General features: G+C 59.5%; 15 protein-coding genes and 2 pseudogenes. 5 read left to right on the forward strand and 12 right to left on the reverse strand.

The window, feature by feature from the left end:
- The first annotated feature begins 120 nt into the window (after window positions 1–120).
- Complete coding sequence (locus FO013_RS20970) at window positions 121–1185, forward strand: hypothetical protein (protein ID WP_186293252.1); 1065 nt, start codon at window positions 121–123, stop codon at window positions 1183–1185.
- 12 nt (window positions 1186–1197) lie between these two features.
- On the opposite strand, the gene FO013_RS23405 is transcribed toward FO013_RS20970, so the two are convergent.
- On the reverse strand, window positions 1198–1404 hold the full coding sequence (locus tag FO013_RS23405; RefSeq protein WP_186293253.1) for a type 1 glutamine amidotransferase family protein: 207 nt from the start codon (window positions 1402–1404) through the stop codon (window positions 1198–1200).
- An 88-nt stretch (window positions 1405–1492) separates the two neighbouring features.
- Window positions 1493–2708, reverse strand: a pseudogene (locus FO013_RS23410) (catalase); the annotation flags it as partial.
- 150 nt (window positions 2709–2858) lie between these two features.
- On the opposite strand from FO013_RS23410, the gene FO013_RS20980 reads away from it, so the two are divergent.
- From FO013_RS20980 to FO013_RS20990, 3 genes are all read left to right on the forward strand, one after another.
- Complete coding sequence (locus FO013_RS20980) at window positions 2859–3275, forward strand: ChaB family protein (protein WP_143924507.1); 417 nt, start codon at window positions 2859–2861, stop codon at window positions 3273–3275.
- 130 nt (window positions 3276–3405) lie between these two features.
- Window positions 3406–4470 (forward strand): iron-containing redox enzyme family protein, encoded by a 1065-nt coding sequence (locus FO013_RS20985; RefSeq protein WP_143924508.1) that lies wholly within the window; start codon window positions 3406–3408, stop codon window positions 4468–4470.
- A gap of 51 nt (window positions 4471–4521) precedes the next feature.
- The gene (locus FO013_RS20990; RefSeq protein ID WP_260848315.1) at window positions 4522–4725 is read left to right on the forward strand and encodes a CDGSH iron-sulfur domain-containing protein; all 204 of its coding nucleotides are present in this window, start codon (window positions 4522–4524) and stop codon (window positions 4723–4725) included.
- 109 nt (window positions 4726–4834) lie between these two features.
- Here the strand turns inward: FO013_RS20990 and FO013_RS20995 are convergent, their stop codons facing one another.
- The 3 genes from FO013_RS20995 to FO013_RS21005 all read right to left on the reverse strand — a co-directional run bounded on the left by FO013_RS20995 (window position 4835) and on the right by FO013_RS21005 (window position 7490).
- Window positions 4835–5815 (reverse strand): cation diffusion facilitator family transporter, encoded by a 981-nt coding sequence (locus FO013_RS20995; protein ID WP_143924510.1) that lies wholly within the window; start codon window positions 5813–5815, stop codon window positions 4835–4837.
- Window positions 5812–6288, reverse strand: coding sequence for a transporter substrate-binding domain-containing protein (locus FO013_RS21000; protein ID WP_143924511.1), 477 nt, complete (start codon window positions 6286–6288; stop codon window positions 5812–5814). The genes FO013_RS20995 and FO013_RS21000 overlap by 4 nt, the downstream gene beginning before the upstream one ends.
- A gap of 113 nt (window positions 6289–6401) precedes the next feature.
- Complete coding sequence (locus FO013_RS21005; protein ID WP_143924512.1) at window positions 6402–7490, reverse strand: carboxylate-amine ligase; 1089 nt, start codon at window positions 7488–7490, stop codon at window positions 6402–6404.
- Between the two features lie 361 nt (window positions 7491–7851).
- On the opposite strand from FO013_RS21005, the gene FO013_RS21010 reads away from it, so the two are divergent.
- A complete protein-coding gene (locus FO013_RS21010) occupies window positions 7852–8373 on the forward strand; it encodes a CinA family protein (protein WP_222103698.1) in 522 nt (173 codons plus the stop codon).
- 199 nt (window positions 8374–8572) lie between these two features.
- Here the strand turns inward: FO013_RS21010 and FO013_RS21015 are convergent, their stop codons facing one another.
- The 7 genes and pseudogenes from FO013_RS21015 to FO013_RS23205 form a co-directional block, all read right to left on the reverse strand.
- Window positions 8573–8938, reverse strand: coding sequence for a VOC family protein (locus FO013_RS21015; protein ID WP_143924513.1), 366 nt, complete (start codon window positions 8936–8938; stop codon window positions 8573–8575).
- Window positions 8939–9057: 119 nt separating this feature from the next.
- A complete protein-coding gene (locus tag FO013_RS23085) occupies window positions 9058–9744 on the reverse strand; it encodes a Rossmann-fold NAD(P)-binding domain-containing protein (protein WP_260848317.1) in 687 nt (228 codons plus the stop codon).
- 109 nt (window positions 9745–9853) lie between these two features.
- A pseudogene (locus tag FO013_RS23090) lies at window positions 9854–10087 on the reverse strand (NAD-dependent epimerase/dehydratase family protein); the annotation flags it as partial.
- A gap of 100 nt (window positions 10088–10187) precedes the next feature.
- Window positions 10188–11066, reverse strand: coding sequence for a GvpL/GvpF family gas vesicle protein (locus tag FO013_RS21025; RefSeq protein ID WP_186293254.1), 879 nt, complete (start codon window positions 11064–11066; stop codon window positions 10188–10190).
- Window positions 11063–11386: a gas vesicle protein K gene (locus FO013_RS21030; RefSeq protein ID WP_101584685.1), complete on the reverse strand. Its 324-nt coding sequence runs from the start codon at window positions 11384–11386 to the stop codon at window positions 11063–11065. The genes FO013_RS21025 and FO013_RS21030 overlap by 4 nt, the downstream gene beginning before the upstream one ends.
- The gene (locus FO013_RS21035) at window positions 11377–12345 is read right to left on the reverse strand and encodes a gas vesicle protein (RefSeq protein ID WP_222103699.1); all 969 of its coding nucleotides are present in this window, start codon (window positions 12343–12345) and stop codon (window positions 11377–11379) included. Before FO013_RS21035 ends, FO013_RS21030 begins: the two co-directional genes overlap by 10 nt.
- 7 nt (window positions 12346–12352) lie before the next feature.
- Window positions 12353–12784, reverse strand: a complete 432-nt coding sequence (locus FO013_RS23205) for a gas vesicle protein (protein ID WP_313900603.1) — start codon at window positions 12782–12784, stop codon at window positions 12353–12355.
- Window positions 12785–12828: the final 44 nt, after the last annotated feature.

Consider the following 12828-nt stretch of genomic DNA (forward strand, 5'->3'; position numbering starts at 1 on the left):
CAGAAGACCCCGGCCGTTGCTTGACAATGAATATAACGGGGACTTTTCCCAACAGAATCCGTATTCTGGACGCAACTCGCACCATGAGGCTCCTCACGATTCCAGACTGAGAAGGCGCTGATGTCCGAAACGACGAAGAAAACCTTGCATGTGCTCATCATCGCCGACCCCGGGGCTGCAAGCAGGAGGATCGACTCGCTCAAGAATCAGTTCGAAGAGCGGCTGCGCCAGATCTTCGACATGGATGTTCAGATCGAAGCGTGCACCCAAACCATCCGGGTGCAATCGGATCATCAACTGGAACTGACGGTTCTCGACTCATTCATGCGCAGCTACCCTGATGTCGACGTGATTCTCATGCTGACGGGCATCCCCAGGCATACGCACGGAAAACCACTCGTGGCCGAGATCCTGGCTGGCAGGAGGGTCGCTGTCGTCTCGTTTCCCACGCTGGGGGCCTGGCCGTCGAAACGACGAGTCACGCGGGTGCTGACCACTTGCGTCAACCAGCTTCTCCCTTACGGTCCTCCCTCAAGCACCTACCCGTTCATGCCTCGATGGGGCCAGTGGTCGGACGGAAACGAGTCGGGGAACCAAACCCTTCACGCACACACCTTCACCGGCGGTCCACGCCTGATACTCGGGATGACCAGCGCGAACAACCCTGTGCGGGTGGCGTCGAAACTCTCGCGCGCTCTGGCTGCGGCCTCAGCAACCGGCGCGTTCGGCATCTTCTACAACTCCATCTGGCAGATGTCGCACCATCTGTCGACCATGCGGCTGATCTCAATCGGTTTGATCGCTATCACAGTCATGGTCGTGTGGCTCATTTCGGTCAATCACCTGTGGGATCGCCCCGTTCGCGAACGCTTGGCTCCAGTCGTCCTTTACTACAACCTCTCGACGGTCCTCACTCTGTTCCTCTGCGTGGTCGCATTGTATTGCTCGCTTGTTGCGGGAATTCTCCTGGGCGGCCTGATCGTCATCGATCCCGACTTCATGAGCCAGACCATCGAGGCCCCCGCAACCTTCATCAACTATCTGGACATCGCATGGCTCAGCGCCGCGATGGGAGTAGTCGCCGGTGCTTTGGGGTCGAGCTTCGATTCCGATGCAGACATCAAGAATCTGACTCATGGGCAGCGAATGCGAATGCGGGTCTATTCAGAGGAAGAATCTGATTGAGTGCTGCAACGATCACATGCCGACTCGTGCCCACGCACGGTGCTCAGAAAGCGCTTTGACCAACTGCTTCGTCACTCCACCAGGATCTGCTTCGCAGAAAATCCCCGGAGCATCGAGCATGATCCCTGGTTCTTCCAGCAGATGTTTGGCTTCGCCGCAGGAGGCTATTGCCTTGAGGTGACGCCAGGATCCACTGATCTCATCGTGGCGTACGTGCACTCCACCGCGACCGATTCGCTGCGAGGTTCTTCAGTTCGCGGTGCCGAATCGTCTCCTCATAGCATTTGCCGAGCTCGAAGATGAACGCGCGGAACATGTCGTTGACGGGGCATCGGGGACGGTTGATCGGCAGCTCACTGAAGTTCGGCCCACCGAGGCGGCTGATCTGCGTATCGAGATAGGAGAATAGGCGCCCCTGCAGCAGGGGGGTCATTGGTGGCATCGATTCCCGATACGAGGTGACCCGGGTGAAACGCCACTTGCTCGGTTTCGGCGAAATAGTTCTCCGGATTCCGATCGAGGGTGAGCACCCCACTGTTTTGACCGGGGCGAGTTCCTCGGACACAAGATTGGTGGGGTCCGATAGGTCGATTCCCTCGGACATTTTGTCTTCGGTGTCCGACATCACCTGCAGACCCAGCTCCCACCTGGGGAAGGCGCCCGCTTCGATAACATCGGCAAGGTCTCTGCGATGGAAATCGGAATCGAATCCATCGACCATCTGAGCGTCCTCCCAGAGAAGGTAGTGGACCCCGTTCTGCGGTTTCCAATGGAACTTCACCAAGGAAGTCTCCCCGGCCACATTCTCGAGGCGGAAGGTGTGGACGCCTGTGTTGGGTCGCTTCGGTATGCAGAGACACGAAGTCCCAGAATGTATCGTGAGCATTCTGTGCCTGTGGAATCTCTCGGTCCGGGTGAGGTTTGGCAGCGCGGACGATATCGGGGAACTTCAACGCGTCTTGGATGAAGAACACCGGAAAATTGTTGCCCACGAGATCAAACACTCCTTCGGAGGTGCAGAACTTCGTGGCGAAGCCTCGTGTGTCTCGAGCGACATCGGCTGACCCGCGTGATCCGACGACGGTTGAGAAGCGTGTGAAAACCTCGGTCTGAGCAGCGGACTGGAGGAAGCCTGCCTTCGTCACGTTGCTCGCAGTTCCGTATGACACGAAGGTCCCGTGCGCGGCTGCACCACGGGCATGGGCGACCCGTTCCGGGATGCGCTCATGGTCGAAGTGGGTGATCTTCTCCCGCAGGTGATGGTCCTGCAAGAGCACCGGCCTTCGGGGCCCGGCCTAAAGCGAATGGTTCGTCTCAGGCAGTCTGCCGCCTTGCGCCGTCGTGTGGTATTCGCCTTGCTGTCCTTGTTCGGCCTGCCCATCGGCTCCGGTGGGAGTCGTCGGCCTGGGCCCACTCTGGTCCGACTTCGGCGACGGAGGACCTTGCGGATGCCGTGGCTCATCGAACTTCGGCGTTGAGGACGCCGGTTTACCTGGGATGAACGGGCTCTCTTCGGATGGCATCTCTGCTGTCCTCACCTCGGCGATTGCTCCTGTTCAGGGTCACGCTATGACTAGATTCCCGCGAAGACAATCCCCCTTACGGAGATTGTGTATGTGAGCTATCCTGACGACAACCGTGACCTCTACACGTGGTGAGGAGACGTGGTCATCATGCCGAAAACCACAGCGTCAGGAAAACCCAAGAAGTCGGAGCTGCCGTCCACCCTGAAGAAGTCGGACCAGAAGGCTCAACGCACGTTCGCCAAGGCGTACGACTCCGCCTTGAAGGAGTACAACGACGAGAAGCGCGCACACCAGGTTGCCTATGACGCGCTGAAGCACACCTATGAGAAGGTCGGCGACAGTTGGGAGCCGAAGAAGTCTTCCGGACCATCAGACGCACAGAGCGCTGGTGGAAAGAATACGAATCGCGAGACCGCTGGTGGTATCGATGCAAATGCGTCGAAGGACCATCTGTACAAGGAAGCTAAGAAGCTCGACATCTCCGGGCGATCGACGATGACCAAGAAGCAGCTCGTCGATGCCCTTGAGAAGGTGAGCAATCGGGCGACCAGTAAGAGCTCGTGACAGTCATGTCAAGGTAATTCACGACCGTGGCCTGATTCTTTCATATCGGTGGTGCCGTGGGGATGTGAGAGCTCCGAGGGCGCCGCCGATTCCACCTCGAGCTGCATAGCCGTAACCGAAGGGCTTTTTCATGACAACGCAGTGGACCGATCAGCTCACCGGCACGGCGCCGAGTCCGCGTGGTCCCGCCAGCGACACTTTGATCAGAATCATCACCGGAAGAAGTGAGACGGCCGATGTCGAGCTGAGCTCCCTTGCCGACAATGTCTCCACCGCTCTCCGCGCCACTGAGGACCTCTTGTCCGATGATGACCTGCAATTGACGCTTTTCCTCTTGTATGTCCTACACTACGGCCCCGCAGAATATGTTGAGGGCGACTGGGAATGGAACCCTCGGCTGATCGGTATTCGTCAACTCATCGAGGGTCAACTCGAGAACGTACTGCGACTGCACAACCCGGTCCCTGCAGTTCTGCCGGTCACTGGCGAAGAGGTTGCCGAGACCTTGTTCTCCATGACTGCAGACGCGGCGCGACCCAGCCTGGCCACGTGGATGGCCCGACATGCCACTGTCGAACAGCTTCGCGAATTTCTCATCCACCGGTCCATCTACACTCTCCGCGAAGCCGACCCGCATACTTGGGTGATTCCTCGTCTCAGAGGTCGAGCCAAGGCAGCGCTCGTGGAAATCCAGTCCGATGAATACGGTGGAGGCAAACCAGATTGCATCCACGCGGAGATCTTCGCTCGAACCCTCCGCAATTTCGGATTGGACGACCGCCCGGATGCCTACATTGACGTTGTTCCGGCCGTGATCCTCAATTCGATGAACACAATGAGCTTCTTCGGGCTCAACAGACGTCTGCAGGGCGCCACCATCGGTCATCTGGCAGCTTTCGAAATGACTTCGTCGATCCCCAACAAGTACTACTCCCGCGCTTTTGCTCGGCTCGGCTACGACGAGGACGTCACGTGGTACTTCGACGAGCATGTCGAAGCCGATGCCGTGCACGAGCAGATCGCCGGACGCGATCTTGCGGGAGGGGCCGCCGAAGACGACCCCCGACTGATTGCCGATATTGTCTTCGGCGCCTCAGCCTGCTTGTTTGTCGACGATCTCGTCGGCAAACGCCTCTATGACAGATGGACCAACGGAGAGACCGCACTGAGAACTTCACCCGAGCACGAAGGATGAGATCGATCCGTGAAGAAGGGTCAACACGTGAAGAATGACAACACTAGCCCCGTGACCGTTACGGCATGCCCTGATGGTCCGCTTCTCGTACGAGGCGATTTCTCCCTCGCCGAAGCACCAGGGCGCACACCCGAACGGCCAGACCGAAAAGTTGTGGCACTATGCCGCTGCGGCAAAACAGGAATCGCGCCCCTATGCGATGGCTCTCATAAACTGACGGGATTCCGTGCGCCGTCACCCCCGATCACCCCGTAGTGACCCGAGGCTCTGGAGTTAGTTTGTCGCGATCATGCCACTCATCCGAACCTGCCAGAGTAACGCTACGGCGAGAAGATCGGCACCGCGAGTCGCGATTTGCCAGGCCTCAAATATCTCTTAGCTGAGGAAGGAACTCCTCCGGGAGCGACTCAACGGGCACCAGGACGATGTCCTGGATCCGCCAGGCAATCTCGACACACTGTTCGCGCGCCCGTCCTAGCTCACCCAGACTCGGGGTTCGGCTGTCACTGGGTACGACGAAAGCCTCGACATGGAGGACATGGCCCTGGTCGCGGATACGGCAATCGGCTTCCTCAACCCAGTCGACTGCCAACAGCGTATCCACGATTTCGGTGGTGATCGGGTCCGGGTCTGTGCCGTCGTACTCCGTGGCCCGCGCGTCCATCAGGTCACTGATCGAACCGCGGAGGTTCTTCCAGCCATCGCTGACGATGCTGAAGGATATGAAGATCGCGGCAGCGGCGTCCGCCCACCACAGGCCGATGCCAATCCCCAAGATGCCCACCACCGTGGCCAGAGAGGTCATCCAATCGGCCTTGTTCATCTGGGCATCCGCGTAGAGGACCTTATCGTGCAGGATGGCGGCAAGCCTGAGCTTGAGTCGACCGAATATGACTGGAGGCACCGCCGTAGTCGTCATCACTATGATCATCAGCCACCCCAACCAGATCGGAGTACCGAAAATCTCCATCACACCGATCGGTGGATGCTCAGCGGCAAGAAGACCGACTGCAGAGTCGATGATGAGGTAGGCACCCATCGCCAGGAGAGCGACGGCTGCGACCAGATGGGCGATTCCGATGGAGCGGTGATAACCGTAAGGGTGTCGAGCAGTGGGCATGCGGCGAATGAATCTCGCGGCTACTAGGAATGCAAGCGGTGGGAGCAGCGACAAAGCGTCCTCGACCCATGCGGCCTTCATGGCCTGGGAGCTTCCTGCCACCAGGATGACGAGAATGAGTGTCACTGTCATGATCGCGAGAGTGATGCTCTCAAGACGAATTGCCCGGCGCAGTGCGTTGGCCTGTTCGTCGGGCAATTCTGTGTGTCCAAAGCGGGCGTTCATGGCTGAAGGCCCTGTGCGAGGAGGAATTTCTCAAGTTCGGCCATAAATGCGTTCTCGCCCATTCGGACGGCCATCACATGTTTCTCCTTCTTTCCGTCAGGGCCGGCGCTCTCTGTATACGAGGTGGTGAGCGCAGCGTGGGAAGTCCAGGGAGATTTGTCAGTGATGCCGCCGATGATCATATCGAGTTGATCGTCCTTGAGCATCGTCATCAGCTCTTCTTCACTTCCGGCATGCCAGGCGACATCTGCGTCGATGCTGGAGGCGAAAGCTCCAACGAGCTCCACTTCTGTGCCGCTGGGTTCATCTGGCTTCGAAATATCGGTCCAGGGGGGACGATGCGAAATGCCTACAACCAGTTCACCGTTCTTGGCTCGGTTGAGCGTGTCGTCAGGGTCGCTGGGGATGTGCATGCCGCATCCGGTCAGACCGACGAGCGTGACCAGGACGAGAAGTAGACGCAATGGTCTCATGAATACAGTCTGACACGATTGGCCCAGGTAGCGCAGTAGGTTGTTCAACCTCGGTGTCGGAGAGGGTACGTCATTGAACGAGGCGTTTCACGTCGTCTCGGAAGCGCGGCAGCCTACGCGTCGCGGGAAGCCAACCGATGGCCGGAATACTCCAGCAACGCCGGTATCCCACCTTCTGCGACGACTTCGCGCTGGCGGGCTGCACCGGTGCCGAATCGGAGCAATCGTCGGATTCCTGCCCGGACACGTTCTTCGTCCCCGCTTCGAAGCAGGTCTGGCTGAGCCCGTTCGAACACGGTCCACGTCGCTGTAGCTGCGGGGACATTTCTCTGAGCGTCTGCATCCATCAGATTACCTCTCAGCCCGAAACGTGCAGCTTGCCAATGAGCAATGTCGATGAGTTCAGAAGGGACTATGTTCGCAACTGGGCTATCGATCTCGACGTTGACGAGGGCCCGGATAAGCAACGCGAGCGTTAAAGCATCTTCTGCGTGCAGTTGTACATCACAGGCTCTGATCTCCAACGTCTGATGACGGGGAGACAATCGAACCAACCAGCCCACCACCGCCTCATCGGGCACCACCTCAGAGCGGAATAGCGCTGCAACCTGAGATTCGTAATCGTCGGCGTTGCGAAAGTGGGGAGGAGTACCGTAGATGATCCATCGGCGATACTGTATCGATCGCCAGCTCGCGAAACCGCTGTCAATACCGCGCCACATAGGGGAATTGGCGCTCAGGGCTGTGAGCACAGGGAGCCATCTGCGTATTCCGTTGAGCGCGAGCACAGCGGCTTCTCTGTCAGGGACACCGACGTGTACGTGCATGCCATTGATGAACTGCTCAGCCGCAATTGCAGGAGCCAGCTCGGCCATCTCACGGTGGTGCAGGCCATCGCTAATGACGGGTGGAACGGTCGAAATCTGAGGCGCAGTTCCCAATGCTGTGGCGATCAGACCAAGCTCTTGGGCTGTCGAAGAGAGCCGTTTTCGGAAGGTGATCAGTGATTCGAGAGCTTCCGCCGCGGTTCTCAGAACTGGGGTGGCGTACTCGATCTGACAGTCGAGCCATTCAGTGGTGCACCGCCCATTGTGGGACGGCAGTGCCATCAATGCCTTCTTCTGCTGATTCGTTGGCGACGCAGGCAACAAGGTAGAACGGTCAGCGAGGATGAACTCCTCCTCGATACCGAAAGCAGACATCTGACCTCCTCATGTCGGCGCTTTCCTAGTAGGCACAGGCTCATTCTGCGACCAACTGGGTTGAGAGTCCTCGAGTCGTCTGTGAGAAATGGTGGACTTGGTCGAGCACTTCAACCGGCGCATCATTGCTATTGATCGTGCAAATATACTGCCCGCCGCTCAACTTGACCATGAGCCGCTCAACTTGACCATGACTTGGGCAAAGACAATGCACCGGCGGGGTTGATGCTCGCGATTTCGTGATGTCCAGTGCCATCTTCCATCGGCTTCCACGTGCGCTGTCGAGGTTGTCACTCCGGATCGAGTACGCACCGTGCTTCACGTCCCGACCACCGACCGAGGACCAGAGTAGAGTACGCATGTGACCAGCTATAAGAAGCACGAGAAGAATGCTGCCAAGATCGCCGGCAGTCTTGCTGAGCTGTGTGACGAGCACGGCGTCCGTGTGGCCGTCGCCGAATCGCTCACCGGCGGCAAGATCTCCAGCCAGCTAGCTGCCGCACCTGGTTCGGGGAGCTGGTTCGCTGGCGGCGTGGTGGCATACTCGAGCGAGGTCAAGCACCGTCTTCTCAAGGTGCCTCGCGGTTCGGTCATCTCCCAAACCTCGGTTGAAGCGATGGCGCGTTCCGTCTGCAGCTTGATGGGAGCCGATGCCGCTGTAGCCGCCTCCGGTGCAGGCGGCCCAACCAGCCAGGACGGGCAGGAGCCGGGAACTACGTGGATCGCGGTTCTCGTTGCCGACGAGGTGCAGTCCGAACTTCACAGATTCCGAGGGGATCCGATCAACATCCTGTCCAACACCGAGGAACGCGCGCTTGCAATGCTGCTCGAGGCGCTCCAGAAACGCTACGACAATATGCCGAAGCAGACGTCAACGAGCTGACGGCAGACTAGTCGGCGACCAAAAGTGTTTTCGGCTGGTGCCGGTACGCCGTCTCTGCAAATGAGCGGTTGGGTCAGACCGTCCTTGTTGTTGAGGCCCTGTCAGCTCCCGAAAAGTCCCTTCGGTCCTAAGCACCCACGGTTGATCGCATCCATTGCTGCTTCTGCGCCTGGTCAGTTACCACGCATCTTCAGGGGAATCAGAACAGCACCAGGCAGAACGGTCGGCCGACCGGATCGGCATAAACCCGGAAATCAGGGTGCTGTGTGGAATCATCGATCAGTTTCCCGCCTGCAGCGAGGACGGCCGGTTCGGCATCTTCATAGGAATCGACCCGAATGTCGATGTGCACCTGCAATGGGACGGTGTTGTCCGGCCAGGTCGGAGCCACATAGTCGCCCGCCCTTTGGAAGGACAGAATCTGCCTCCCTGATGGCTCGAACAGGTTGACCCAATCCGTGTCCTCGTCTGGAGAGATGTAACCGCCGAGGAGCGCCTGATAGAACTTGGCGGTGTCCAAGGGAACGGGGCAGTCCATGACTGTCGTGTTCAAGGTACCGATCATCGTTGATCCTTCTTCCGTCCGACGGCGTGCTGCTGATGTCCATCTTGGTCGTCAGGCAGTCGATCGGCAAGCCCCGTCTGCAGAGCCGATGTGGGAAGCCGAGCGGGCTCGCGACCCGCTCAGAACTGAGTCTCGGCCCCCGAGATCTCGACGTCGGAGGCTCGACTGGGCCTCGACTCGCTGGTCGCCTGTCTGAGAAGCGGTGGGGCCAGATCGAGATCGCGAGGCCGCAGCGGAACTGATTCGGCACCCTGCCCGTCTGACATGCCTTGGAGCAGATCACGCACCGCCTCGATGGCACTGTACTTTGGGCGCCAGCCGAGTTCTTGCTTGGCACGCGAGCTATCCATGAGGGGCACGGCCACGCCCATGTCCAGCCACCCCGCGTCGGCTGCTACCAGTTTCGTCCCGCGGCCCACACCCAAGGCGGTGCGAAATACGTGCGTCGGCAGTTTCACGAATCGGCCGGGATCGATCAGATCTGCAAGCTCCTGGGCGCCGAGCACATCATCGGCGCAGACGTTGAATGCCCCGGGGATGCGGTGAAGGACGCTGGCCACATAGGCACGTGCAACGTCTGAGGAATGTACTGCTTGAACACCTCGCAGATCTTTCGGAACCGGGAAGAACGGCAGACGACCCGAGCGGAACAGCTGCAAGGGCATCCAGGAGGCGAGGAAGTAGCGCTGTATCTCCAATGCTGCCTCGGCTCCGAAGATCAGCGCCGGACGCAATCGAGTCACTGTGATGTCCGGGTAAGCGCCAGAGAAGCGATCGAGCACGTCTTCCTGGGCAGCTTTGTCCACACTGTGGTGCGAGGGTCCTGATGCCGGTCGTCGGCCACGCCTCAGCACGTCGTTCGAGGGTGTCGTCGGAAGAGTATGCGCCCACGGATGAAGCGACGACGAGGTGCGGCACGTTCGCCTGCGCTGCCGCTTCTGTCACGCGGCGGGTGCCTTCGACGTTGACACGGCGAAGCAGATCACGGTCGCTGTTGGGTTGGATCAGCCACGGGAGATGGATGACGGCATCGACACCGGCCAGTACCTCGGTGAGCTGCTCGATGGCCACACTCTCGCTGCTGGCGGCAGCGATGTCGATCGACTTCCATTCACATGCGGAATATGGGGAGAAGGAGGTGTCGGACATTCGCCTGGCGATTCCCACCACCGAGGTGACCTCTGGGGTCTGCGCGAGGACCTTCAGGATCGCGGTGACACGTTGCCGGTGGCTCCGGTGATTGCGACTCTCAAGTGCTCTCCTGACTTTCGGGCTTCTGCGCTTCGGGGCCGGACATGTCAGCGACGGAATCAGACATATCTGCGAACGAGTACGGTGGCCACGGCCCCAGGAAGCGGATCTCAGTGTCAGTGAGCTCATTCTGGATGGCGGTGAGTTCGGCTCCGAGGTTCTGGATGCCGGGCTCCGTCACCAGACAAGACGCCGTGAGAATGGGAGTCTTGCCCGCGTTACGGGCCGGCCTGCGGTACTCCTCGATGGCCAGACACTGCTCCGCGATTCGGGCTCTCAGGGCAGGATAGAGGTCGTCGGCCTCTCGATCTGCAAGCTCCTTCTCGGTCTTCTCCAGTCGCTTCTCCAGCAGTCGACGGACTCCAGCTGGGCGGCCTTCCATGTCGTCCTTGATTCTCCTAACCTCGTCGTTGGCTTCGACGAAGGTGTCTCGGTCCAGCGAGATCTCGACTCGCAGCTCCGAAGTGCCGTCCAATTCGCCCAATCGCTTGGACAGCGCACCCTTCGACTCCCCCAGCCACCCTTCGAGCTGTTCGGTCGACGTTGCCCCCGATTCGGCGTCCGGGCGCACGATGACGTTGAAGGAGACTGGAAGCACGCTTCCAGCTCCCTGCCATCCGTCTTCGACGACCTCGCTATGCTGCAGAACCCATCGCTTCACGTCGTCGTCGGCCCCGTCGTAGGGCCCGCCATCATGTGTGTGGACGATCGCACGGGGCCCCTCGGTGTCCCCGATCAGATGCACCGGCGAACCGTCGATGCCATTGACCTTGGGTGTGTAATCACCGGCGGGCACAATAGCGTAGACGTAGAGCTTGGACGGCGCAGCTGCAATCGTTCCTGATTCTTCGCTGTGCCTCGCGCTGTTTTCTGTCACTTGATGTCCTTCGAGGTCTCTTCGGCCCATCTGGCTGGGTTGATGAGTTTGTCGACCACCTCGTCGACGACGTCGTCGAGCCCGCGATGCAGATCGTCAACGGAGCCGGTGATGCCGTGCTCGGCTTTGATCTGGTCCATGGCCTCATCGAGTTCCAGAAGTGCTTCGCCGAGGCGGTTCTGTTCGTCCTCGGTGAGGTCACCGCCTTCCATACGCCGCACAGCCTGTGTCTCCAGTGCTTCCTGAATCACCTCGACAAGTGTGACGACCAAGGTGAGAACGCCGTGCTTGAGGCTCTCCTCATCCACATTCAGTGCCATGACTCTCCTTCATCAGTCTTCTCGCGCGGATTACCGACAGCCGGATCCTGTTGCTCAGATGCGCTCCATTGTTCGAGTTCGTCGTACCAGCCGTCAATGTCATCCGCGGCCAGACGTATCGAAGACCGTTCGGTCTCGACGAACAGAATATGCGCCTTGTCGGTGGGGTTGTCGTGCTTCTCCCAGTGCAGATTCCGCACTTGCGAGGCAGAGATCCTCACCAGTGCGCGGCTGTCCATCGGGGACTTCCAGGTGAGGTCGTGCCCCGTCAGGGTCCCTTCGCCGCCCCGCCATGTCCCTCCGCCCGACAGCGCCTCCAGGTACCACATTCGGCCCTGCTTCAGCGGTTGTGAGGAGGAGCTCGAGACTCGACCCGTCGAGGGTTGCAGTGCTGCCCCTCGTTGCTCCTGAACCAGACGGATCAGACGTTCGGGTTCAAGTGCGGACAGCTTCGATTCGCTCCCGTCGTCGAGTCGGACGAGGATCCGAATACGTTCCTCTCCCCCGATCGACGGCTCCGACAACGGCGTGATGGATTCTATTGAACTCAGCTTCGCCTGCCACAGTGTCTCCGCCGGATCACGTCGGTGGATGATCAGCCGCTGCGAAGTGAGGTAGGCGCTGCCTGGTCGCCAGGTGCGATAGAAATTGTCCTGATAATGCCCACCCGCCATCTTGGCGATGATCTCCTCGTCCTCGGCCAAGGGAAGATGCGCGCGCACCGACTGCTGGACCCACTTTCGTGTGTCCTCATCCCATTGACGCATCATTCCGTATTCGAGCATCGTCTCGATTCCGGCGATGGTCGCACGCAGATTGACCCCGATGAGCGGTATGTCGGAAACAGAGATGATGAGGTCGAGATTCAGGTACACGCCCTTGTTGAGGAGCACCTCAATGAGGTCAGGCAGGGTAGCACGCGGATCCCGGGTGGGCTGCATGATCGCGTCGTCAGCCATCAGCGAGCTACTTGCGCTCGGATGACTTCTCGGGCTCCTCTGAGGACCGTCTGAGTTCCGCTGAGCCGCCCGACTCCACTTGCTTGGAATGAGCACTCTGCCAACCGCACCAAGGGCAGTACGCGTTCATCAGTTGGGCCAGCTCGGCACGTTTACCGCATTCTGGGCAGGTGTCCTTCTGCTCGATAGCTTCTTTCCACGCCACCGTGTCGCGATCCGTGCCTGCTGGGAAGTCCAGCCCGTAGCGTGCTGCGGTCTCGAAGGATGCCAGTGCTGCCCTGATCCGAATTCCGAGGAGTTCGACTCCTGCCACTGAGACCATGATGTCAGCGTTGAGGACCAGGCCTTTGTCCAGCAGCGTCTCCACCACGTGGAGGAGAGTCCCGTCCTGGCTGCGCTGTGGCTGCATCGCACTGTTCGACTGGTTCGTCATGCTCATATCATCGGCTTCCTATCGGGTGCTGTCCGAGTGTGAATGTGTGG

This window comes from Brevibacterium aurantiacum, assembly GCF_007558825.1.
In the GTDB taxonomy this organism is placed as follows: Bacteria; Actinomycetota; Actinomycetes; order Actinomycetales; family Brevibacteriaceae; genus Brevibacterium; species Brevibacterium aurantiacum_A.